Genomic DNA, 23,213 nt, shown 5'->3' with positions numbered 1-23,213 from the left:
TGATCTCGCGAGCTAAGGCGAGACAAGGCGAAAACGGCTGAGAAAGCGGAGTGTACACACGGTACATGAGCATTTCGAAGCCGGTACTCACCGTGTGACGCTCCACGACGCGCAGCAGATCATAAACAGGTTCTCAGGCCCGCATCGCTTCCAGCACCTTGGCGCTGTCCACGATCTGCACGAACTTGACGATCTTGCCGTCCCGCAGCGTGTAGATGTGGGCGAAAGAAGCGACGAAGCCCTTGCCGGTGGCGCGGTAAACGCCGTGATAGAAGCCCTGGGCGATCACGTGATCGCCGGCGTCGTAGAAGCTGTCCACCGCCGCGCGGTAGCCTTCCCACTCGCGGCCCAGCCGCTCGTGCACGTTCTTGACGATGGATTCCGCGCCGACATAGGTGCCGGCATAGGGGAAGCCGGCGGCTTCGGTCCATTCCGCATCCGGCGCCAGCGCGGCCAAGAGATTGCGGCCATTGGCCTCGGAATCGCCTTCATAAGTGGCGCGGACGATGTCCACATTGCTCAGGTGGCCCTGGCCGGGGGTGTGATTAACGTTCATGGTGTTCCATCCAAAAATCGGTTTGCTCATGCCCTTCCTTCATTGCGGCAACACACAGCTGTCCGGCCCGCAGACCAGCGCCTCCGTCGTCGTGGCGGCCGCGGCCGGCAACGCCTGGCTCAGACGGGCGCGCCAGGCGTCCGGCCGGCCCAGGTAGGCGCCCAGGTCCAACACCGTCAGCTGGCCGTTTTCCTCCAGCGCCAGCGTGGGGAAGCCCTGGCCGCCCACTTGCGCCAACAGCCGGCGGCTGTCCTGGAAGTGAGCGTTGGTGGCCGCGCCTTCCAAACGATGGAAAGCCGCGGCGAACGCTGCCGCGTCCAGACCGATGTCGGCGGCCAACTCGGTCAACACCTCGGTTTCGGCAATGCGGCGGCCTTCGACGAAATGGGCGCGCTGAATGCGGTGCAACAGCGCCAGGCCCTGGCCGGCCAGTTCCTCCGCCGCCAGCATCGCGGTGGTGGGCGGCGCGGAATCCATCACCGCGCCATGATCCTTGAGCAGGCCATCGAAATAAGCGGCGCCAAACGGCTGGCCGGACACTTCGGCGATGCGGCGGTCGTGCGGCAGCACGAACTGCCGCCACTCCGGGCTGACCTGGCGGCGATTGGCGCCCACCATCATGCCGCCGCCGTGAAATTCCACCGCCAAGCCCGGCACGGCGCGCGCAATCTCCAGCAAGGGCGCGGCGCCGTAGCACCAGCCGCACAGCGGATCAAAAATATAGTGCAAAGTCGCAGCGGACATAGCGGTTTCCTTTCTTGCGCCGCCCGCGACGCGGGCGGCCATACATTCAAATCATCAGACGTAGCAAGCATCAAGGGCGGCAAACGAATCCTGAGGCAAGGCGCGCCGACGCCGGCAGCACATGGAGTACGGCAAGCGGCGCCGCGCGGCATCAGGACTTTCGCTGGCTGCCCTCAGAGCCTTATTGCGGCCATTTCATCTCGCCCTTCAACACCTTGGCGCTCAGCTCCAGATCGGACACGCCGTCCAGCTTCGGATAACGCTGCTTCATCGCCGTCACCAGCTCGGCCGAATTCTTGGCCTTGGGCAGTTCCGCTTCCAGCGTCTTCAGGTAGTCGCTGGTGAACTTCACCGAAGCCAGGGTATGCGGCGCGTTGTTCAGGAAATGGCCAGGCACCACGACCTTGGGCTTCAGCGCTTGCAGGTTCTTCAAGGACTTCTGCCAGTCGGCGCGGTCTTTCGGGGTTTGGGTGTCCGCGGTCCAGACATGCATATTGCCGTAGGTCAGCACGCCGCCCATCGCGGTCTTGATCGACGGCGCCCAGATATAGGTGCGGTCCGGGGTCGGGCCTTTCAGACCCATGACCTGCAGCTTCTGGCCATCCACTTTCAGGGTGTCGCCCTGGATGGGTTCCGGCACGATCACGGTCTTGGGTGCGTTATCCTTCAGGATCGGGCCCCAGTAAGCCATCTTGCCGTCCTTGCTGGCCTTGATCGCTTCAATGGTGGCCGCGGTGGCCAGCACCTTGACGTCCGGGAAAGCGGCCTTGATCACGTCCAGGCCAAAGTAGAAGTCCGGGTCCGGATGGGAGATGAACACCGTGGTCAGCTTCTTGCCGCTGGCCTTGACCTTGGCCACCAGGGCTTCGGCGTCGTTGCGCTGGAACTGAGCGTCGATCAGCACGGCCTCGCTCTTGCCGGTGACCAGCTCCGAGGACACCGGGAACAGGCTCTTGGCGCCGGGGTTGTAAACGTCGACTTTCAAAGCCTCGGCTTGGGCGAAGGTGGCGGACAACAACAGGGCGCCTGCTACAAAGCTGCCGGAGATGCGGTGTTGAATCATGATGGTTTCCATTTGAGTGTTTGGGATCGGTCGGCTTGGTAGCAAGCCTGATGTGAATCATAGATTGCTATTTTCGAATCAAAAACCGGATAATAAGCAATGGTTAGTTGCATAAATCGAGCAAATCATGGATAGGATCACCGCGGCGCAAGTGTTTGTGACCATCACCGAGCGCGGCAGCCTGGTCGCGGCGGCGGACACGCTGGACATGTCGCGGGCGATGGTGACCCGTTACCTGGCGGAAATGGAAGAATGGGCCGGCACCCGGCTACTGCATCGCACCACGCGGCGGCTGAGCCTGACCCCGGCCGGCGAGGAAACGCTGGCGCGTTGCCGGCAGATGCTGGAAATCGCCGGGCAGATGCCGGCGGCCAACAGCGCCGACCCAGGCCAGCCTCAGGGCCTGCTGCGCATCAGCTGCGCGCAATCGCTGGCGCAGGACGCGCTGGCGGCGGCGATGACCGAGTTTCTGCGCCGCTACCCGCAAACCGCCATCGATCTGCAGATCAGCAACCGCGCGGTCAATCTGGTGGAAGAAAGAATCGACCTGGCCATCCGCATCACCAATGCGCTGGACCCCAATCTGATCGCGCGGCCGCTGGCCAGCTGCGCGTCGGTGATCTGCGCCTCTCCGGCCTACCTGGCCGCCCACGGCGCGCCCAAGCGGCTGGAGGATTTGTCGCTACACAACTGTCTGACCTATTCCTATTTCGGCAAGAGCTTGTGGCGCTTTCAGCGTCACGGCGAGCAGTTGGCGGTGCCGGTCAGCGGCAATCTGAGCGCCAATGAATCCATGGTGTTGTTGTCCGCCACCGCGGCCGGCGCGGGCATCGCCTTGCAGCCCTTGTATTCCGCGGCGCCGCTGATCGCCAGCGGTCAGTTGGTGGCTTTGTTGCCGGAGTATCAGCCGCAGGAGTTGGGCATTTACGGTATTTACGCTTCGCGTCGGCAGATGCCGGCCACCTTGCGGGCGATGCTGGATTTTCTGGTGGAGCGTTTTGCCAGTGATCCGGCCTGGCAGGCGCGTACCGCCGGGGGCTGAGGTCGGGTGGGTATGGGTGGCTCGTGACTTCGTGAACAGGCTTCACACCCTACAGCCCGGTAGCTTCATGAAGGTTATTTTCTGTTGAATCCGCTACGCGGATATTGATTTAGGGCCGGTTCCGCCCGGCGAACGGGGAGGGGGCGGACCGCCGCCCCCTTCCAGCCCCCCTCGTCCCCCAGGACGCGAAACCCCGAAGAAAAAGGGGTCTGCAAGGCGCGGCTGAACTCGCGATTTGCTAACGTCAAATCGCTCAAACAAAGCAGCCGCTTAAAACCTTGCAGACCCCTTTTTCTCCGGCGCGCCCCGAGGGGACACTTGGGCGCTACACGAGGTGGTCTTTTTCTTGAAAAGAAAGAGTGATTTGACCTCGTGAGTTATTTTTGTGGATAACCACCCAGTTTGCCCCCGCCTGTGGATATCTCGAAAGAGCCAAGAAGAAACCACGTTTGCAACGCGCTCCAGGTCCCTTCAAGCCTGCCGCCGGGTGGCAGGCCCGAGATTTTAGCTACTCAGAAACTTCGCTTCGCTCGTTTTAAGCGGCTGCCTGTTCGAGCAGCGCAGACATCAGCGCGCCATCACTGATGCCAATCAAAGATTCACATATAGAGAGTTCAGCCGCACCTCGGATCTGACAAGCTCCGGCGAGAAGCCGCAGGCCAAGCTAGTACCTTCGTGGGGCACACCACATACGTAGTTTCTTTTGGGGAGCACGGTTTATCCATAACAAAAGGCAATGGAGCCAAGTTACCCACAAGAATGGCCCACTTCGTTAAACCACCCCTCTTAATTCAAAAAAGACCACCTCGTGTAGCGCCCAAGTGTCCCCTCGGGGCGCGCCGGAGAAAAAGAGGTCTGCAAGGTCTTAAGCGGCTGCTTTGTTTGAGCGATTTGACGCTAGCAAATCGCGAGTTCAGCCGCGCCTTGCAGGCCTCTTTTTCTTCGGGGTTTCGCGCCCTGGGGGACGAGGGGGGCTGGAAGGGGGCGGCGGTCCGCCCCCTCCCCGTTCGCCGGGCGGAACCGGCCCTAAATCAATATCCGCGCAGCGGATTCAAAACCAGATCACTCAACTAGTAAGCCACGCTCAAGCAAAGCAACCACCCCACCTTGACCCCAACCGCCCCCTCGGCAACAATCCCCACGTTGCCGCCCACATGCGGCACACGGGATTGGCGTCCCGTCGCTAGCATTAACCCCGGACCCGCGCAGCAATTGCGTGGCCTGCTTTACCATCCATGACCACGCCATTCAGCAGGTGCATGGTGGACTATGAGTCGGCACGGACAACGATTTGATTTATTTAGACGCCAATCCTGTTCCCTCTTTATGGGCTCAGGTGCTTCATCTTGTGTCATTCACTAGGAGAAACACCATGCAACACGCTCAAACCTTCCCCCCTCGTCGTCGCTACAAACTGAACACCCTGGAACAACAGGAAACCCTACTTCCCTTCGTCCACCTCTGCCCCGGCCGCACCTATGCGCATTACTGGCACATGCCCGCCCCCAGCAAGCATGCGCCCACTGACCACGCCTACGGCCGCGAATGCGCGGCCCACCTGCTGCAATGGCTGAAGGACAACCGCGCATACGTCGGCAAAGGCCTGCTCAGCCGCGTCGCGCGCGACATCGACTTTGACGACCGCGATGGCCGCGGCCAGTGGATGGGCTTCTTCAACTATCTGGAAATCATGATGCTGCTGGGCGCCGACCGGGTCCGGGTCTATCGCCATGTGGATAGCCAACACCAGCTTTACCTGGCACAAGAACAGCGTTTCAGCCTGGAGGCGCGTTTCCGCCGCATCCGCTTGCGCAATAGCTAGCACACCGGGCTCGCCGCGCCGTGGGGGCTGCGCCTTCCCTCACGGCGCCGCCAGATAATCCTGCAGGCACGCCTGCAAATACTCCCGCAAGGCCACCACCGCCGGCGACAACATCAGCCGATGCGGCGTCACCAGATACAGCGGCGTCGCCTCGGTCTGCCAATCCTTCAACAGCAACAGCAAACGGCCGGCGCGCAGATCGTCCAGCACGTCCAAACGCGATTTATAGGCGATGCCCAGCCCGTCCAGCGCCCAGCGCCGCACCACCTCGCCATCGTCGCTCTGGCGGCGGCCGTTCACCGTCACCTGCTCGCGCAGCGGGCCCTGGCTGAAACTCCAGCGCTCATGCAAGGCCGCGCCCAATACCAGCCGCAGGCATTGATGGCGGCGCAGTTCCTGCGGCGATGTCGGCCGGCCGTGACGCGCCAGATAGTCCGGCGATGCGCACAACACCCGCCGGTTGTCCGGCGCCAGCGGCAGCGCCACCAGGCTGGAGTCTTCCGGCACGCCGTAGCGCAGGGCCACGTCCACCGGCTGCCGGTACAAGTCCGCCACCCGGTCGCTGATCCGCAATTGCAGGCTCAGGCCGGCGTGCCGTTCCAGGAAAGCGTCCAGCCAGCCGCGCAGCCGGCTGCGGCCCAGATCCGACGGCATCGACAACGACAGTTCGCCACTCAGCGCCTGCCGTTGCTGCGCCAGGGCCTGGCCGCCGGCCTGCAAGGCCTCCAGCGCGGCGCGCGCATGAACCAGATAGCGCTCCCCGGCCAGGGTCAGCCGCAGGCTGCGGGTGGAGCGCGCCAGCAATTGCGCGCCCAGCGTCTGCTCCAGCCGCTTCAGCGCCGCGCTGGCCACCGCCGGGCTCAGATCCAGCTGCCGCGCGGCGGCGGACAGGCTGCCGTTGTCGGCGGCGTGGATGAAGACTTGCACATCCTCGATTCTGACCATGATTCTCAAAATATTTTTGAAACTGAATCGAATTCTAGCTGGCTTTTCGCTGCGGCGAACAGGAATAGCATAAGCACCATCAAGACCGGGCCCTATCGGCCCGCCACCCTAATGGAGCCTGCCAAGATGAAAGCCATCGCCTATTACCAGAACCTGCCGATCGAGCACCCGGAGTCCTTGCTGGATGTGCAATTGCCCGAGCCCGCCATCGGCGAGCATGACCTGCTGGTGGAGGTCAAAGCCATTTCGGTGAACCCGGTGGACACCAAGGTGCGCGCCGGCGCGGCGCCGGAAGCCGGCCAAGCCAAGGTGCTGGGCTGGGACGCCGCCGGCGTGGTGCGCGCGGTGGGCGGTAAGGTCAGCCTGTTCCAGCCCGGCGACAAGGTGTGGTATGCCGGCGCGCTGCACCGCCCTGGCGCCAATAGCGAATTGCACGCGGTGGACGAGCGCATCGTCGGCCGCATGCCACACAGCCTGGATTTCGAGCAGGCCGCCGCCCTGCCGCTGACCGCCATCACCGCCTGGGAGCTGCTGTTCGACCGGCTGCGGGTGCTGGACAACCATGCGCCCAGCGGCCAGAGCCTGCTGGTGGTGGGCGCGGCCGGCGGCGTCGGTTCCATCCTGGTGCAGCTGGCGCGTCAGTTGACCGGCCTGACCGTGATCGGCACCGCCTCGCGGCCGGAAACCCAGGCCTGGGTCAAGGAGCTGGGCGCTCATCATGTGATCGACCACCGCCTCCCGCTGAGCGAGGAGCTCAAGCGCATCGGCTACCCCAGCGTCGATTACGTGGCCAGCCTGAATCAGACCGACGCCCACTTCAAGCAGATCGCCGCCGCCATCGCGCCGCAGGGCAAGCTGGCGCTGATCGACGACCCGGCGGCCCTGGACGTGCGCGAGCTGAAGCGCAAGAGCGTGTCGCTGCACTGGGAGTTCATGTACACCCGTTCCTTGTTCGGCACCGATGATCAGATCGAGCAGCACCACCTGCTGAACCGGCTGGCCGAGCTGGTGGACGCCGGCCTGGTGCGCAGCACGGTGGCGGAGCGCTTCGGCCGCATCGACGCCGCCAATCTGAAACGCGCCCACGCCTTGCTGGAGAGCAACCGCGCCAAGGGCAAGATCGTGCTCTCGGGTTTCTAACAAGCTGTTCACGATCTGCTGCGCGTCGTGAAGCGTTGCACGGTGAGTACGAGCCCAAAATGCTCATGTACCGCGCGTACATTCCACTTTTTCGCTCGTTCTCGCCTTGTCTCGCCCTCGCTCGCCAGACTTTGAGCCGGCTCCAAGAGCGGCTTCACTCCTCCGCGCCGGCGGCGACGCCTCGCCGCCGGCCTCATGCCAGCGCGCTAAGCATCCTCATCCGCCGCTGAAATCGCTTCACAAGGCGCGGCCGGCACGGAATAATGGCCTGCTGGCTGTCTTTAACAATCCGGGGAACGAGATCACGAATGCGCACGCTTTCGCCTCCGGCCCCGCCGCAGGCCTGGCCCGTCCCGCCATTCCACCCTCCGTTCCCTCAGCCGGCCAAACCGGCGGCGCAAGCGTTCCCTGCCGCCAAAACTTCGCGTAATGGCCTATACCAAGCCTGATGCCGGAGCGAAACCGGAGCCGCCGCCCGCGCAACAGCGTACACAGGTTCAGAGACATAACCATGGCGCAAGGCGCAGCCGCGCCGCCATCTGTTGGGACACTCATATGCCTGATGCCAAATCATTGCGGAGCCAGCCGATACAAATCGCCTTGCTGGATGATCACCTGATGGTGCTGAACAGCCTGGCCGGCCTTCTGGCCGATGAAACCGACTTGAACGTGACCGGACAGTTCATCAGCAGCGCGCCGCTGATCCAGCATCTGGCGCAGTGCGACGCGGTGGACGTGGTGGTCACCGACTACGCGCTCAGCCCCGGCGACATCGACGGCTTCAGCCTGATCCGCGGCTTGCGCCGGCGCTTCGCCAAGGTGCGCATCCTGGTGATGTCGGCCTATTACACCCCGGCCACGGTTGCGCTGGCGCTGCGCTGCGGCGCGCACGGCTTCATCGGCAAGGAGCAGAGCCTGGACGAGCTGGCCGCCGCCATCCGCCTGCTGGCCGACGGCCACAGCTATCTGAGCCCGGACATGAGCGCGGCGCTGGACGAAACCTGCGCCAATCTGCCGGCGCCGCAGAAAGCGATGCTGCGCAGCCTGCTGGACCTCCCGGAACTGTCCCCGCGCGAACGCGAGGTGCTGCGCTGCTGTCTGGACGGCATGACGGTCAGCGATATCGCCGTCAAGTTCTCGCGCAGCATCAAGACCATCAGCAATCAGAAGCAGTCGGCGCTGAAAAAGCTGGGCCTGCGCAGCGACAACGAGTTGTTCAAGCTGCAAAGCCGGCTGGTCAATCCCTGACGCCATGCGCGCCCGCCCCTTGCTGCCCTGCTGCCTGTTCCTGGCGCTCAGCCTCTTGTCAGGCCACGGCCACGCCGGCTTCAGCGCGGCGGAACGCGCCTGGCTGGCCAAGCACCCGGTGGTGCGCTACGCGATAGACCCGCACGGCTGGCCCATCGAATACATGGAGGACGGCGAGCACCGCGGCCTGACCCAGGCCTATCTGAGCCGCATTTCCGAGATCAGCGGCCTGCGCTTCGAGCTGGTGCCGGTGGCCAACCGCCAGCAGGCGGTGGACATGATGCTCAGCGGCCACATCGATCTGCTCACCGCGCTGTCCTCCGGCCTGATCCCGCCCGAGGTGAGCCGGCGCATCCGCTTCAGCGATCCTTATTTCTCCGGCAGCACGGTGCTGGTCACCCAGCCGAACAAGCCCATCGTGTTCAGCACCGCCAAGCTGGCCGACAAGACCATCGCGGTGGAAAGCGGCGACCCCTACGAATACTTTCTGCGCGAGAACTTCCCGGCCGTCGACATCGTGGCCACGCCCACGCCGCTGGCGGCGCTGGACGCGGTGGCCGACGGCAAGGCCTACGCCGCGGTGGGTCTGGACGCGGTAATGCAGTCGGTGATCCGCCGCCGCTATTACGGCGCGCTGCGCATCGCCGGCAGCGTCAGCGAAATGCCCAGGCTGGTCTCGATGGCGGTGAACAAGAACCAGCCGCGGCTGCTCTCCATCATCAATGGCTCGCTGGAGCAGCTGACCGCGGACGATACCCAGCAGATACTGGAAGGCTGGCTGCAGACCACCGACTACGGCGCGCCGTCCTGGCGCTCCATCGCCCGCTATTACGCGCTGGAATTGAGCCTGGCCGCGCTGGCCTTGCTGCTGCTATTGGTTTTTGCCCAGCGCGCCCACACCGCGCGCCGCGCCGCCCAGCGCAGCGAGGCGCAGAAATCCACTTTTCTGGCGGTGATGAGCCATGAGATCCGCACGCCGATGAACGCGGTGCTGGCCTCGGTGGAGCTGCTGCGCCAGGCCGAGCTGCCGCCGCGCGAGCGCGAGCTGGCGGCGCTGGCCAATGCCTCGGCGGTGAATTTGCTGGAGCTGCTGGACAATGTGCTGGACGTGTCCAAGCTCAACGCCCAGCGGCTGCGGCTGGAGCCGCTGGCCACCGACGCGGCGGCGCTGGCCAGCGGCGTGGCGGCGATCTACCGCGCCTGCGCGGAAAAAAAAGGCCTGACGCTGCAACTGGAAATGAAGGAACTGTGCCGCCGCCAACTGGTGGTGGACCCGGTGCGCCTGCGCCAGATCCTGAGCAATCTGCTCAGCAACGCGGTCAAGTTCACCCGCCACGGCACGGTGCGTTTGAATCTGGAATTGCAAGACATCGAGCAGGACAGCGCGCAATTGCGCGTGCAAGTCAGCGACACCGGCATCGGCATCCCGCTGGAACAGCAGACCAAGCTGTTCCAGGAATACGCGCAGGCGGACGATACCCAGCGCCGCTACGGCGGCGCCGGGCTGGGTTTGTTGATCTGCCGGCAATTGGTGGAGTTGATGGGCGGCCGCATCGCGCTGACCAGCCAGCCGCAATGCGGCACCACGGTGACCTTGTGGCTGCCGGTGCGCCATGCGCCGGCCGAGGCCGCGGCGCAAGCGGAGCCGGATGTCGCCAGCGCGCCGGCGGCGATCAATGAGGACTGCGACCCCATCCTGGTGGTGGAGGACCAGCCGGCCAATCGCTTCATCATCGCCCAGCAGCTTTTGCAGCTGGGCTACCGCGCGGTGACAGTGGAAAACGGCGCCGCCGCGCTGGCGTTGCTGGACCAGGGCCAACGCTTCGCCATGGCGCTGCTGGACTGCAATCTGCCCGGCATCAGCGGCTACCAGCTGGCGCTGCGGCTGCGCCGCCACCCGGCCTTGCAGTGGCAGCCCCACTTGCCCATCATCGCCATCTCGGCCACCACCGGCATAGAACACCAGCAACGCTGCCTGGACAGCGGCATAGACAGTTGCCTGACCAAGCCGCTGCGGCTGGCGCAGCTGGAGCAAATGATGAGCTTGTGGCTGGACCACCACCCGGCTCCGCAGCCGCCGACGGTGCCGGACAACGCGCTGGCCCAGTTGCTGAGCCACAGCTGCGACGCCGACGCCGCCGCGCTACGTCAGGCGCTGCAGGCGCGGGACTGGCAGCAGGCCGAGCATTACGCGCACCGCCTGCACGGCGTGGCGCTCAGCGCCGGCCTGCCACGGCTGCCGGCGCTGGCGGCGGAGATGCAGACCCTATTGCGCCAGGCGCAGCCGGACGCGGCCCGGCTGCAGCACCTGTTTCAGGCGCTGGAGGCGGCGCTGCCGCAATCGGAGCCGAGCGGCGACAGCTGAGCCACGCGCTCGGCCAGCCGCCGTTCCACCACCTGACAGACATGGGCCACGGTCTTGATGTCGACGATGTCGTCGACGCCAATCTCGATGCCGAACTCATCGTTCAGCAACAGCACCATGTCCAGCAGCTCCATCGAGTCCGCGTACAACTCGTCCACCAGCCGCGCCTGCGGCTGCAGCTTGGCTTCTTCCACCGACAGACAGCAGGCCATCACCGCCACCACATGCTGCTCAAGACTGACTGCCACGGTTGCGCTCCCGGATGCGGTTGGGGTCTAGATGCAGGCCGTCGGTGGTCAGGGTGACGCCGGAAGGCGAGCTCAAGGCTTCGCCGCGCCGCGATTCGGCGACGGCGTCCAGGCCCAGCCCGCTCAGCAGTTCCACCACCAGCGGGTTGGCCGGCTTGCCGCGCGGCAGCAGATTGGCTTCGCGGATCAAGGTGCGCGCAAAACTGCCCAGCGCCTGGCGCTGCCGCTCCAAGCCCGGATGCTCGGCCAGCACTTTCCGCAGTTGCGCGGCGTCGTCGCCCAGCGCGCCCGCCTTGCCGTCGGCAAAGTCCTTCAACACGCCGCTTTGCTGAGTGCTGTTGCCCGGCAACACGCGGTTGCGCAACGCTTCAAACTCGCGTCGTTGCGCGAAGGGCTGCGTCGCGTCGGGTTCCAGGGCGCCGCGCACCGCGCGGATCAGCTCGCTGCCGGCGTCCAAGGCGAAGGCGCGGCTGCGCAGATAAGCCTGGGTTGGCAACGTGTACAGATTGCCGTCGCGGAACTTGAGCCCGTCGAAGCCGCCGCCGTCTCGTTCGGCCGTCGGCGCCGTGGCGTCCGCCGTCGGCGCGCGGCCAAGCCGAGACGCTTGTCCATTGGCTTCCGGTTCGCCGGCCGCGCTCTGGCCGGCTGCGGCGTTCAAGACTTGGGACAAGCCATCCGCCACCTGTCGCGCGGCCTGATGCAGACTCGAGCCGGCATCGGCGGTCGGCGCGTCTCCGGCCGACAAGCGAACCGCTTGGTCCAGCGGCGTGCTGGCCGCTTGCTGGATATCCACGCGTTCGGCCCGCAACTCGCCTTCCACGCGCCGGCCGGCCGCGGTGTCCAGCACCTGGGACAAGCCGTCGGCTACCTCGCGTGCGGCCTGATGCAGGCGAGCGCCGGCATCCGCCGCCGGCGTGTTGCGCGCTTGAAGACCCAAACCGTTCAGAAACTCGCCCAGCAAGGGATTGGCCCGCCCGCCCGGCGGCAACAGATTGGTTTCCCGAATCAGGGTTTGCGCAAAACCGCCCAGCACCTGACGCTGCCGCTCCAGGCCGGGATGTTCGGCCAACACGCCGCCCAGCCGACGCGCGTCGGCCGCCAGCGCTTCCGGCGCGCCATCGGCGAATTGCCGCAGCAAATCGTCTTGCTGCATGCGGCCGCTGGGCAACATCCGGTTGCGCAAGGCTTCGAACTCGCGCCGTTGCGCGAAGGGCTGCGCCGCGTCGGGCTCCAGCGCGTCGCGCAGCGCCTTGATCAGTTCTCGGCCGGCGGCGTGACCGTCCAGCGTCGAATGAAAAATCTGGCTGCGCAGATAGGCCTGGCTGGGCAAATTGCGCAGCGGGCCGCCGCGGAAGGACAGCCCGGCGAACTCGCCGGCCGCCTCGCCGCCTAGGCTGGCGGTTTGCGGCTGCGCTGTCGCGTCGAGCCGCGCCTGGCGCGCCGTCGCGTCCAGCTTGCCCGCTTGCGCCGCGCCGGGAATGGGCGTCGCCAGCGTTTCCTCGCCCAAGGCCGTGTTCATCAACTCGGACAAGGCCCCCGTTACCTGGCTGGCCGCGTCGCGCAAGGCCTGTCCGGCATCGGTCTGCGTGCCCTGCTCCACTCCGGACGACGCGCCGCCGAGGATCGCCGATTGCGGCATGGCCGACGGGCTGAGCCGCGCCTGGCGCGCGGTCGCGTCCAGCTTGCCCGCCTGCGCCGCGCCGGGCGTGGGCGCCGTCAGCGTCTCCTCGCCCATAACCGTGTTCATCAGCTCGGACATCGCCTCCGTCACTTGGCTGGCCGCGTTCAGCAAGGGATGGCGCGTTTCCGACAAGGTAGCCTGCTGCGGCTTGGGCAACTCCTGGCTGCGGGCGACTTGCGGCGCCGGCATGCGCAAGGACGTCACCAGACGCGAGGGCGCTCCGCCATGATGGCGGTTGCCCTTGTGCACATCGCCCAGATACATGTCGCCGCGCTTGTCCCAACGCCGGTTGTCCTGACGATTGTCCTGACGGTTATCGTTATTGGTGGTGTAGTAGTTATTTACCACCATCGGCTGCTGCGCGCCCCCCGGCTCGGTCGGGCCTGGTTGAGGGCCTGGACTGGGATCGGGCTGACCATCTCGCGCGGGGTCCGGTTGTTGCGGGCCTTTCGGGTCTTGTCCCAGCCCCGCCAGCACGCTGCGCAGCAGCTGCGGCAGAATCGCCACGGTGTCGAGGTCGCGCGCCTGCCGGCCCAGGCTCGGCCCGCTCAGCCCCAGCATCTCGCCGCGGCTCTGGCGCAGCGCGTCGAAGGCCAGCTTCGCCGCGCTGTCCACCAGTTCCATCACTTTCTCGCCGGTGGCCGCATCCAGTGAACGCCCCAGCTGGGTTTCGACATAGGACAGGATGAAGGTGCTGACCTCGCGCTGCATGAAGTCGTTGCCCAGTTTCATGGTGTCGCCGCCGCAATGCTGGTGTGCCAATAGCGCCAGCTTGTGCTCCAGCTGATTGCGCAGCTGGTATTGCTTATTGGTGCTCTGGGTCCACGGGCCGAAGGCGGATTTGGCGCCCAGGCCGTCTTTCAGGACTCGGGCGGTGTATTGCTGCGCCAGATCGTCCAGGGACTTGGCATCTTGCGGGCTCAAGTCCGGCTGCTGCTTGAGTTGCGCGTAGACCTTGGCGAACTCCGCGATTTCCAATTGGGCGTAGACATTGGGCGAGGCCAGATAGAGCTTGTCCAACGCCTTGGCGTCCGTCGAGGCGGCGAACAAGGCCGCCACGCTGTCGCGGGTGTGCTGGGCCTTGAAGCTGGCCGGATCAATCAGCGAATGGCGGCGCGCCGGCGTGGCGGCGCTGCTGCGCCCGCCGCTGAACTGCTCCGAGAGCGGGGTGGCCGGCCGCCGCGACGCGTCCGCCGGCATGGACAGGGAGCGCGTCAGAAGGGGGGATGCGCCGGTAATGGGCATGGTGTGGTTCTCCTAAGCCTTATCTAGAGTGGCTAAGAACCTGTTTACGATCCGCTGCGCGTCGTGAGGCGTGACTCGGCGAGTGCTTCGAAATGCTCATGCACGGTGCGTGCGCTCCGCTTTTTCGGCTGTTTTGGCCTGGTCTCGCCTTGGCCCGCGAGATCGTAAACGGGTTCTAACAGAAGTCAGTGGCACGGCTGAGGCGGGACGCGCCAACAGTCATTGGCGCAACCCCGCATCAGGCCTTGGTTAGCCTTGCAGGAAGGACTTGGCGGTTTCCGTGCAGCTGCTGATGGTGCTGCTGAGCACCTTGACCAGGTTGTCGAACAGCGAGTTTGCGTTGCTGTATTTCTGGGTCAGCGTTTGCAAGGTGTTCTTCAGGTTTTCTTCCTGCGCCTTGAAGCCGGACTGCCAGGACTGGAATTTGGCGTTGTCCATTTCCACCTTCTTGTCTTTCGCCGGCTCGCTGCCGCCGGCCAGGCCTTTCAAGGCGTCCATCATTTTCTGCACCGGACCGGTGTCGATGACCACCACATAGCCGTCGCCTTTTTTTTGCACACAGCTTTCCGGTAGACCCAGCTCCTTGGCCCATTTTTTCGCCTCGGCCTCGGTCGTGGTGCCGCTGGTGGGGAATAACACCGTGTTCTCGTATTTCGCCTTCAATGTCTTCAGCGCGTCATACAACTCGCCCACGCTCAGGGTGACTTTGTCGCCCTTGTCGTTGGACGAGATCCAGCCGGCCATCTTGGACAGGATGTCGCTGAACTCCTGGTAGAACTCGATGTATTTGCCCACCACGTTCTCATACACGCCCAGGTAGCCGTCCTTGATGTTGCCAATGGACTCGCTGATCATTTCCCACAGTTCGCGGTCGGAAATCATGTCCTTGCCCGCGCCCGGCGCCGGGGCGGAGAACAACATCGGCTCGGCAAATTCCCGCGCCGTCGGCGGGGCGTCGGCCAGCGTGTCGGCGATATCCGCCTGCAACTTCGACTTTTGCTCGGCGGACATCTCGTAGCCGCTCTGCGCCACGCTATTCAAGCCGCCGCTGAGTTGCTGAGTCGTCAGGGTCTGCGTGTCGCGAGCCTGGTCCAACGCCCGCGTCAAGGCGCCGCGCTGAAATGCCACGCGCTCGGCCGGCGGCTGCTCGCCGCCAGCAATCGCCGCCTGCCAGCGCTGGTCGGCCAGCTTGCTTTCATACGTGGTCTGCCCTTCCACGACGCGACGGATGGTTTCATTGGCCTGGCGCAGCGCGTCGGCCTTGCCCTGGGCGCTATTGAGCGCGGACAGCTCCGGCCCTTGCGGCGCGGCGGCGCGGGTTTCGACAGCCTGGCCGGCGACATCGGCGCGCGGCGCGGCGGCCGGGGTTTCAGCGAGCTGTGGCCGCGTCAGTGGCGTGGAAAGAGTGGTTTGAATGCCGTTCATGGGGATTCCCCTGCATGGCCAGCGCCGAGGCAGGCGCCCAGGCGCTGGCGGGATGAATGGTGAGGAAGGCCGGCCCGACCGGAATGGCCGGGCCGGCGGACGGAGCCTGGGACGGCCCCGCCCGGTTCCGGGCTAGCGGATCAGGCGCGGATGTTGCCGGCCACCGCGCCCATGGCCGCGCTCTTGGACTGGCTGATCGTGTCCAAGGTGCGCAGCAGCTCCTGGATGAAGCTGTCGGATTTGCGGCTGCTCTCGCGGGTTTCCTCGGAGGCGGTATTCGCCACGCGGCTGGAAGCCTGGCTGATCTGCTGCTCGGACTGCTCCAGCGTGGCGGCGTAGCGGCCGGAGCCGCCGGCGATATTGCTGGCCGCGGACGAGCTGTCCATGATGGCCCGGCCGGTGGTCTTCTTGGCCTCGGCCTTGAGCTTGGTGTCGTCCATGGCCAGCTGTTCCGCCTGCCCCTTCACCGACAAGTTCTCGCCGGCGCCGCCCAGCGCGGTTTCATGCTCCTTGGACAAACGCTGCTTGCTGGACTGCAGGCCTATCGTGTCGCCGGCCATGCCGTCGGCCACGCTGCCGGCGGCATTGGACTGCGCGTTCAACTCGCCCGCGCCCGGCTTGGCCGCGCCCGGCTGCTGCGGCTTCAGGCCCACCTGCTTCAGGCTGTCGGCGTCGGTGCCCAGCTTGACGGTGTTCTGACGGCCCAGCGCGGACTGGATGTTGCGGCCCTCGTCGCCCAGCTTGGCCAGTTTGGGCGCGTTGTTCTTCAGCGCGCCGCGCTCGGCGCTCAAGCCGCTCAGGTTTTTCTTGGCGCCAACGCCGGTGATGGCCATCTGGCCCACGCCCTGGGCGATGCTGCTGGACAGATTGGCCACGCCCTCGCGCACCATGGAGGCGGCGGTGGCCTTGGTGGCGTCGAAGCCCACCAGCGACAGCTTGCTGCTCAGCGTGTTGTCGGCGGTGCGCAGCGCCGACATCAGCACGATGGCGGCCACCATCAAGGCCGCGCCGTTGGGCGCCATGCCGCTGATGTCGAAGGGCTTGCCCTGCTCGGCCTGCTCCTTGACCTTGTCGTTCACCAGCTTGCTGACGCCGGACTCGACCTTCTGATACACCGCGCCCAGGTCCTGGACGAAGGCCGGGTCCTGCGCTTTTTCGCTCAGATAGCTCTTCAGCGCGTCGGTCACTTGCTTGCTCACCTCGGCGGACGGCGGGCGCAGTTGCGGGCCGCTCATCGCCTCGGCCAGCGCCTTGCCGTCGCGGCCGGCGCTGTTCAGGATGGGCAGGATGTCCTTGATGTCCACCAAGGACTTGGCGACAGGTGATTTTTCAGCCGCGCCGGATTCAAGCGCCGCCGGAAACGGATTGTGGGTGGAAACACTGCCGATAATAGTTGCCATAATATTCTCTCCTAACTCAAGCGTGACTCTGACGCAGCACGAAACGACCGGCTTCGGCGTTCTGCTGCAACGCGGAAGACATCATCGTGGTCAGGTCCTGAGTGACTTTCTGGGTGCTGGCGAACACTTCCACCGCCTGCTTCAGCCATTGTTCGATCTGGTCCATCGCGGCGCGCGCCAGGGTGAAGTCGGCCAGCATGTCGCTGGCGTTCTTCATGAACACGCCCTGCGCCACATTGCCGCCGGCCTGGGTGGTGGCTTGCGCCACTTCCCCGCCCACCACCACGCGGTTGAGGGTGTTGGCCATCAGTTGCTTGGACGCGGCGTCGGTGCGCAGGCCCAGGCTGTTGGCCAGGCGCTGGAAGCCCTGGGTCAACATCTTGCTGCCGTTCTTGGCCAGTTCCTTCAGCACATTGGGCACCATCTTCTTGATGGCGTCGCCCATCAGCTTGCTGAGCGCGCCACCCAGCTTGCTGGCGGCGCCCTTGCCCACCACCGCCACCACCACCATCACCGCGACCATGGCCACCGCGGCCAGCACCGCGCCGATGATGGAACCGGCCAGCTCGGCGGTCTTCTTGTCCACCCCCATGCTTTCCAGCGCCTTGGTGATGGCTTTGCCTAGCAGATCCATCAAGGGTTTGAGCACCTTGTCCATCAAGGGCTTCAACGCCTCTTCCATGAAGGACACCCCGGTGGTGGCCTTGACCACCTCGTCCGCCACCATCAGCGCGACGCCAATCGCGGCCAGCGCCAGGCTGGCGCCGCCGGTGAATGCTGCGGCCACGACGCTGATCACTGTCAGCACCGCGCCTAGAATCTTGCCAATGCACCCCATGGTGCGATTGAGTTCTTCCGCCTTGCGCACTTCTTCCTGGTACTCGGCGGATTTTTTGTCCATTTCCTTCTGGCGGCCTTCCTGCATGGCCTGGAACAATGCCAGATCGCTTTTCAGGCTTTCTTCGCTGTTCTTGCCCACCATCTCGACGAACATCGCCATCAGCATGGTCAGCTTGGCCACGCCGGTCAGATGGTCCTCCGCGGCCTGCTGCCCCGCGCCGCCCTTGGTATTGAGCCCTTGGGCCTGGGTCAACAGCGAGTCCGCCTTGGCGGTCTTGTCCTTGGCGAAGTTGTGCGCGTCGGTGGCGGCCTGTTCCGCCTTGTCGGCCTTGAGCTTGGCGGCCTGCGCCTCGTTGGCGGCCTGATCGCGCGCCGCCAGCGCCTGCTGGTAGCCGGCGTCTTCCGGCGTCAGCCCGTCCAGCTTGGCCTGAGCCTGGGCCAGCTTCTGCTTGGCCGCGTCCAGCGTGGCCTTGGCCGTTTTCAAATCGCCCAGCGCGGTCTGGTAGGCCTCGGTGGCCTGTTCCGCCTCGCCGATCGCCAGCTGCAACTCGTCCGACAGCTTCTGGCCCATCGCCGCTTGCGATTCCATCATCGCGCGCCAGGTGGCGATGCGGCTTTCCAGCTGCGACAGCGAGACATTGCCCAGCAAGGACATCAACTGTCCCAGCAGCAGCGTCAGCTTGCCCGCGCCGTCCAGCTCTTCCTTGGCCTTGGCCGTGGGCTGGGTCAGCGGCGGCGTGTTCAAGTCACTGCGCGGCTTGGCTGCGCCGGCGTCGTCGCTGACGCGCAGCGTGAACAGCGCTTGCGCCGACTTCTGCGCGGCGTCGACGAATTTCTCGCTCGCCTGGGTGTTGCCCGATAGCGCTTTCGCCAGCTCGGCACTGCCAAGATTAAAGCCTTGACCGATAGTATTACCGCTCATGCTTGCTCCTTTTCCTGCTGACGGGATTGCTCGGCCTCCGTCTCCTGCAAGCTGTCCAGATACACTTGGGCCTTGGCGCGCAGCGACTCGTCGTCGCTCTGCTCGCACACCAGCTCGAAACACTGCCTGGCCTTGGCCGCCTTGCGCATGAACAGCTGGCACTGGCCGGTGAAGAACACCGGCCGGTAGTCGTTCTTGCTCAGGGCGAAGGCCACCGCGTACAGATCGGCGGCCTTCTGGAACTGTTTCTTGAGCTGGCACACGGCGGCCAGTCCCATGATGTAATCGGAGTTGTAGAAGTCGTAGATGCACAGAAAGCGGAAGAAGGTTTCCGCCTCGTCGAGCCTTCCCTTGTTGTAAAAATCGTAAGCGTGGGCGTACAGGCCTTCCATCATGTCCGGCGGAATGCCGTGCACGTCTTTCAGGGTGGCGCCCTCGCTTACCGCTTCCCAGACCATCTCTGCCAGGCGCTCGTCGCTGACATTGTCTTCAGGGTTCATCAAACATCTCCTAGTCGCTGTCACCAACCCGGCAGAGCTGGCTAGAGACGACGGTTGTCTTGGGTATGGAATGACCGTCGTCGCTGTCATTTAACAGCGCGCGGCCGGGGGAAACATTCAGGAATCGCTCATGGCGACGGCGCAGCGGCTATCCGGGCGTGTTCAATATGGCCTGCCGCCTCGCGGGGGAGGGTTGGCGTTGCCGCCCCACCGGGCGGGCTCTTGGGGCGCGTCTATGCGCTCAGCCGTCCCGCTCGTCTCGTTTATCCACAGAGGCGGGCTCGGCGGCGGATTTATCCACAACCGGCCCGGCGGCGTTCGCGTCTTTCCCCCGCTCCGCCGCCGCTAGCGGCGATGGTTCCGGCTCCGGCGCTTCCACGCCGGCGTTTTCCACCTGCTCCAGCCACATCAGCAAGCGCAGCACTTCCTCCACCTCGTCCAGGCTGACCAGGGAATAACGGCGGTGGCTGGCGAAGATGCGCCGCGCCAGCGGGATGTCGCGCACCACCGGCACCCCCACTTTTTCCGCGTAGGCCCGCACCGCCAGCGCGCGCTGATTGGTCTCCATCACCGAGATGAAGGGAATCGGCAGCAGCTCGGGCTTGAAATAGATGCCGACGGCGATATGGGTGGGGTTGGCCACGATCAGGCGCGAGTTTTCGATGTCGGACTTCACCTGCTCGGACAGGATTTCCATGTGCGCCTCGCGACGGCGCGACTTGATCTCCGGGTTGCCCTCCTGCTCCTTCATCTCGCGCTTGACCTCCTGCTTGTCCATCTTCATGTCCTTCATGAACAGGAAGTACTCGGCGATCGCGTCCAGCAGCAGCACCGCCACGATGCAGCCCAGACAGGTCAGCACCAGCGCCAGCAGCAGCTCGCGCCAGATCGCCGCCATGCCGATCGGGTCGCCGTTGAGCTGGGCGAACAGCAGCGCCTTGTGCTTGTGCCACAGCACCAGCACCGCCACCACGAAGCTGGTCAGGTAGAGCAGCGCCTTCACCGCTTCCTTCACCGTGCGCAGGCTGAACAACTTCTTGAAGCCGTTCACCGGATTCAGCGCTTCCAGATTGAGCTTCAAGGCCTCGCTGGCCAGCACGAAGCCGCTTTGCAGCAGGGAGGGCAAGGCGGAGGCGACGATGCACAGCAGAAAGATGGGCAGCAAGAGCTTGATGCCCAGCCAAACCACCGCCTGGGCATAGCCCTGCATGTCCTGCTGGAAACCGCCGGCGATCACCTGGCGGAAAGCGCCCATCAATTCCACCAGCGAGCCGAAGGACACCAGATAGGCGACGCCGCACAGGGTCAGGCAGGCCACCACCAGGTCGCGGCTCTTGAAGGACTGGCCCTTCTTGGCCGCGTCCTGCAAGCGCTTGCGCGTAGGTTGTTCGGTCTTGTTCGACATCTCAGCGCACCGGCGCGCCCAGCCAGCCGGGCAGCGCCGCCGCCGGCACCACCAGCCGCGCCACCGTGTCCGGCAGCACCGGGCCGAAATACATCAGCATGATCAGCAAGGCCACCGCGCTCTTCACCGTCAGCGACACCGCGAAGGCGTTCATCTGCGGCGCGAAGCGCGACAGCAGGCCCAGCACCGCCTCGGACAGCAGCAAGGCCGCCACCACCGGGCTGGCCAGCACCACCGCCTTGCTGATCACCTGGTTGAGCAGGCTCAGCGTCGGCGTCAGCGCCGGCGTGCACACGCCCAAGGGGTCGCACAGCTGATAGCTCTGGCGGAACAGGTCCAGCATCAGGCCCATGCCGCCGCCTTGCAGATAGACCGCGGCGGCGAACAGATTGAACAGATTGGCCAGCTCCGAGGTATCCACGCCGTTGGCCGGGTCTATGCTGCTGCTCAGCGTCGCGCCGCGCTGGTTGTCTATGATGCTGCCCAGCGCGTGGAACACCCAGAACGGCCAGGCCAGCAGGCAGCCCAGCAGCAGGCCCACCGCCACCTCGCGCGCGATCAGCGCGAGGAAGGGCAGCGCCTGGAAGGCCGGCAGCGCCTCCACCGGATGCGGCCACAGCCCCAGCGCCACCAGCATGGTGGCCGAGGTGCGCACCACGCCGCTGAGCACATTGCTGTTCAGGAAGGGCAGGATGAAGAACACCGGCGCCACGCGGGCGAAGCCGAGCGCGGCCGCGGCCACCCAGCCGTGAATTTCGAAGAACAGGCCGAACTGCATCCGCCTCAGCCCCGGGCCAGCGCCATGCGCATCACCTCCCGGCCGAAGCCGAGCAGGGTCTCGCCGTACCAGCCGGACAGCAGGAACAGGCACAGGCTGACGCCGAACAGCTTGATGCCGAAGGGCAGCGTCTGTTCCTGCAACTGGGTCACGGTCTGGAACAGGCCCACCAGCAGGCCGATGGCGGTGGCGACGATGATGGGCCAGGCCGACATCAGCAGCACCAGGTACAGCGCCTTGTTGCCGGCGAACACCAGATCATTCATAGCAAAACTCCAAAATTGAGGCGGGCGGCATGGGCAGCGCCGACTCCAAGAAACTGTTTCAAAGTCTCGCGAGCTAAGGTGAGACAAGGCGAAAACGGTTGAGAAAGCGGAATGTACAAGTGGTACATGAGCATTTCGAAGCGGTACTTACCGTGTAACGCATCCACGATGCGCAGCAGATCGTAAACAGGCTCCAAGACTCGGGAAGCAAAACCGAGCGCAGCGACCGAGGCAAGGCGCGCCGACGCAGGCAGTACCCGTCGTACGACAAGGAGGCGCAACGCAGCATCGGCGGTTTTGCCCCCTACGAAGCCAGGTCCAGGTACTGCAACACCAAGCCCTTGGACAACAAGGTCCAGCCGTCCAGCGCCACGAACAGCACCAGCTTGATCGGCACCGAGATCGTCACCGGACTCATCATCATCATCCCCAGCGCCAGCAGGATGCTGGAGATCACCAGATCCACCACCACGAAGGGCAGGTAGAGATAAAAGCCGATCTTGAACGCGCTCTTGATCTCGCTGAGCGCGTAGGCCGGCAGCAAGGCGAAGATGGACGGCTGCTCGTCGGCCTCGGCATTGCCGGTTTCGCGCTCGGTGCGCTGCGCCTGGGCCTTTTCGAAGAAGCTCACCAGTTCCGGGTCGGAATACTTCTGCAAATAGCCGCGATAGCCGTCCAGGCCGTTCTCGACGAAGTTGCTCACCGATTCCACGCTGTTGAAACTGACCTGCTCTTCCTGGTAATGGCTGTAGGCCTGCTGCGCGATCGGCAGCATCACGAACATCGACAGCATCAGCGCGATGCCGTTGAGCGTCATATTGGACGGCACCTGCTGCAAGCCCAGCGCGTTGCGCACCATCACGAACACGATGGAGAACTTGATGAAACAGGTGCCGGAAGCGATCAGGAAAGGCAGCAGCGTGGCGAAGGCCAGCAGCGCGATCAGCGAGATATCATTCGACATCGGCGGCTCCGCCCAGCCACTCCGTCACTTCCACCCCCAACTGGCCGGCCAGCTGCACCAGTTCGCCGCGCCCCAGCAAGGCGCCGTTGGCGCGCACTTCCACTCGTCGCTCGGCGTCGGCCGGCAGTTCCAGCAAGCGGCCGCGGCACAGCGCCTGCAATTCCGCCAGCGTCATCCGGCTACGGTGCAGCACGAATTCCAGCTCCACCGGCAATTGGCCCATATCGCGCGCCGGCGCTTCCGGCTCCGCCGCCTGTTGCGTTTCATCCCATTCCATGACGATTCCTTCCTCATACGTTTGATAAGTGCCCAACGCGCGGTCGTGGCAGCGCACCGCCGCCGCCGGCTGGCGGATCAGCAGCACATCGCCGCGGCCCACCTCGCGCAGCAGGCCCAGGCTGATGCGGCTGTCGCCGATGACGAAGCGCAGCGGCCAGCTGAGCCGGCCCGCCAGCTCCGGCGCCTCGTCGGCGTCCACTTCCGGCGTCTGCTCCAGCCACAGCGGCCCTTCGGCGCTCATCACCCGCAGCAGCGGCTGGCGCGGCAAGGCGTCGCTCGGCCCGGCCTCGCCCAGCCGCAGGCGCTGGTAAGCCAGCTCCGGCATCGGCAGGCTC

General features: G+C 65.0%; 20 protein-coding genes. 5 read left to right on the top strand and 15 right to left on the bottom strand.

Annotated features, from left to right (window positions below):
- Positions 1–133: 133 nt before the first annotated feature.
- The 3 genes from LQT98_RS01055 to LQT98_RS01045 all read right to left on the bottom strand — a co-directional run bounded on the left by LQT98_RS01055 (position 134) and on the right by LQT98_RS01045 (position 2,363).
- Positions 134–556, bottom strand: coding sequence for a nuclear transport factor 2 family protein (locus LQT98_RS01055; RefSeq protein ID WP_231460817.1), 423 nt, complete (start codon positions 554–556; stop codon positions 134–136).
- Between the two features lie 39 nt (positions 557–595).
- The gene (locus tag LQT98_RS01050; RefSeq protein ID WP_269325886.1) at positions 596–1,300 is read right to left on the bottom strand and encodes a DsbA family protein; all 705 of its coding nucleotides are present in this window, start codon (positions 1,298–1,300) and stop codon (positions 596–598) included.
- Positions 1,301–1,481: 181 nt separating this feature from the next.
- The gene (locus tag LQT98_RS01045; RefSeq protein WP_231460816.1) at positions 1,482–2,363 is read right to left on the bottom strand and encodes an MBL fold metallo-hydrolase; all 882 of its coding nucleotides are present in this window, start codon (positions 2,361–2,363) and stop codon (positions 1,482–1,484) included.
- Positions 2,364–2,490: 127 nt separating this feature from the next.
- On the opposite strand from LQT98_RS01045, the gene LQT98_RS01040 reads away from it, so the two are divergent.
- Positions 2,491–3,405 carry a LysR family transcriptional regulator gene (locus LQT98_RS01040; protein WP_231460815.1) on the top strand — a complete coding sequence of 305 codons (915 nt, stop codon included), beginning with the start codon at positions 2,491–2,493 and terminating at the stop codon, positions 3,403–3,405.
- Between the two features lie 1,372 nt (positions 3,406–4,777).
- On the top strand, positions 4,778–5,227 hold the full coding sequence (locus LQT98_RS01035; protein ID WP_231460814.1) for a hypothetical protein: 450 nt from the start codon (positions 4,778–4,780) through the stop codon (positions 5,225–5,227).
- 39 nt (positions 5,228–5,266) lie between these two features.
- Here the strand turns inward: LQT98_RS01035 and LQT98_RS01030 are convergent, their stop codons facing one another.
- Positions 5,267–6,172, bottom strand: coding sequence for a LysR family transcriptional regulator (locus tag LQT98_RS01030; protein ID WP_231460813.1), 906 nt, complete (start codon positions 6,170–6,172; stop codon positions 5,267–5,269).
- 126 nt (positions 6,173–6,298) lie between these two features.
- Between LQT98_RS01030 and LQT98_RS01025 the strand changes: the two genes are divergently transcribed.
- From LQT98_RS01025 to LQT98_RS01015, 3 genes are all read left to right on the top strand, one after another.
- On the top strand, positions 6,299–7,312 hold the full coding sequence (locus LQT98_RS01025) for a zinc-binding alcohol dehydrogenase family protein (RefSeq protein WP_231460812.1): 1,014 nt from the start codon (positions 6,299–6,301) through the stop codon (positions 7,310–7,312).
- A gap of 555 nt (positions 7,313–7,867) precedes the next feature.
- Positions 7,868–8,560 carry a response regulator transcription factor gene (locus LQT98_RS01020; protein ID WP_231460811.1) on the top strand — a complete coding sequence of 231 codons (693 nt, stop codon included), beginning with the start codon at positions 7,868–7,870 and terminating at the stop codon, positions 8,558–8,560.
- A 4-nt stretch (positions 8,561–8,564) separates the two neighbouring features.
- Positions 8,565–10,925 carry an ATP-binding protein gene (locus tag LQT98_RS01015; RefSeq protein ID WP_231460810.1) on the top strand — a complete coding sequence of 787 codons (2,361 nt, stop codon included), beginning with the start codon at positions 8,565–8,567 and terminating at the stop codon, positions 10,923–10,925.
- Here the strand turns inward: LQT98_RS01015 and LQT98_RS01010 are convergent.
- The 11 genes from LQT98_RS01010 to LQT98_RS00960 form a co-directional block, all read right to left on the bottom strand.
- Positions 10,874–11,173 (bottom strand): acyl carrier protein, encoded by a 300-nt coding sequence (locus tag LQT98_RS01010; RefSeq protein WP_231460809.1) that lies wholly within the window; start codon positions 11,171–11,173, stop codon positions 10,874–10,876. The two genes, LQT98_RS01015 and LQT98_RS01010, sit on opposite strands and share 52 nt — an antisense overlap.
- Positions 11,157–14,099 (bottom strand): hypothetical protein, encoded by a 2,943-nt coding sequence (locus tag LQT98_RS01005; RefSeq protein ID WP_231460808.1) that lies wholly within the window; start codon positions 14,097–14,099, stop codon positions 11,157–11,159. Before LQT98_RS01005 ends, LQT98_RS01010 begins: the two co-directional genes overlap by 17 nt.
- A gap of 249 nt (positions 14,100–14,348) precedes the next feature.
- Complete coding sequence (gene sctA, locus LQT98_RS01000) at positions 14,349–15,524, bottom strand: type III secretion system needle tip protein SctA (protein ID WP_231460807.1); 1,176 nt, start codon at positions 15,522–15,524, stop codon at positions 14,349–14,351.
- A 140-nt stretch (positions 15,525–15,664) separates the two neighbouring features.
- The gene (locus LQT98_RS00995; RefSeq protein WP_231460806.1) at positions 15,665–16,924 is read right to left on the bottom strand and encodes an IpaC/SipC family type III secretion system effector; all 1,260 of its coding nucleotides are present in this window, start codon (positions 16,922–16,924) and stop codon (positions 15,665–15,667) included.
- A gap of 16 nt (positions 16,925–16,940) precedes the next feature.
- Entirely contained in the window at positions 16,941–18,686 is a 1,746-nt protein-coding gene (sctE, locus tag LQT98_RS00990) for a type III secretion system translocon subunit SctE (RefSeq protein WP_269325885.1), read from the bottom strand.
- Positions 18,683–19,186, bottom strand: a complete 504-nt coding sequence (sicA, locus tag LQT98_RS00985; RefSeq protein ID WP_231460805.1) for a type III secretion system translocator chaperone SicA — start codon at positions 19,184–19,186, stop codon at positions 18,683–18,685. Before sicA ends, sctE begins: the two co-directional genes overlap by 4 nt.
- Before the next feature lie 241 nt (positions 19,187–19,427).
- Entirely contained in the window at positions 19,428–20,591 is a 1,164-nt protein-coding gene (locus LQT98_RS00980; RefSeq protein WP_269325884.1) for an EscU/YscU/HrcU family type III secretion system export apparatus switch protein, read from the bottom strand.
- Between the two features lies 1 nt (position 20,592).
- Positions 20,593–21,369: a type III secretion system export apparatus subunit SctT gene (gene sctT, locus LQT98_RS00975; RefSeq protein WP_269325883.1), complete on the bottom strand. Its 777-nt coding sequence runs from the start codon at positions 21,367–21,369 to the stop codon at positions 20,593–20,595.
- Between the two features lie 5 nt (positions 21,370–21,374).
- Positions 21,375–21,635 carry an EscS/YscS/HrcS family type III secretion system export apparatus protein gene (locus LQT98_RS00970; protein WP_019104573.1) on the bottom strand — a complete coding sequence of 87 codons (261 nt, stop codon included), beginning with the start codon at positions 21,633–21,635 and terminating at the stop codon, positions 21,375–21,377.
- Positions 21,636–21,939: 304 nt separating this feature from the next.
- Positions 21,940–22,599: an EscR/YscR/HrcR family type III secretion system export apparatus protein gene (locus LQT98_RS00965; protein ID WP_231460804.1), complete on the bottom strand. Its 660-nt coding sequence runs from the start codon at positions 22,597–22,599 to the stop codon at positions 21,940–21,942.
- Positions 22,589–23,213: YscQ/HrcQ family type III secretion apparatus protein (locus tag LQT98_RS00960; protein WP_231460803.1), on the bottom strand; the 625-nt coding region annotated here is incomplete at its 5' end. The genes LQT98_RS00960 and LQT98_RS00965, both read right to left, overlap by 11 nt.

It is taken from the genome of Chromobacterium aquaticum (genome assembly GCF_021129195.1).
GTDB classification, from domain to species: Bacteria; Pseudomonadota; Gammaproteobacteria; order Burkholderiales; family Chromobacteriaceae; genus Chromobacterium; species Chromobacterium aquaticum.
This window is presented reverse-complemented; position numbering and strand designations above follow the sequence as displayed.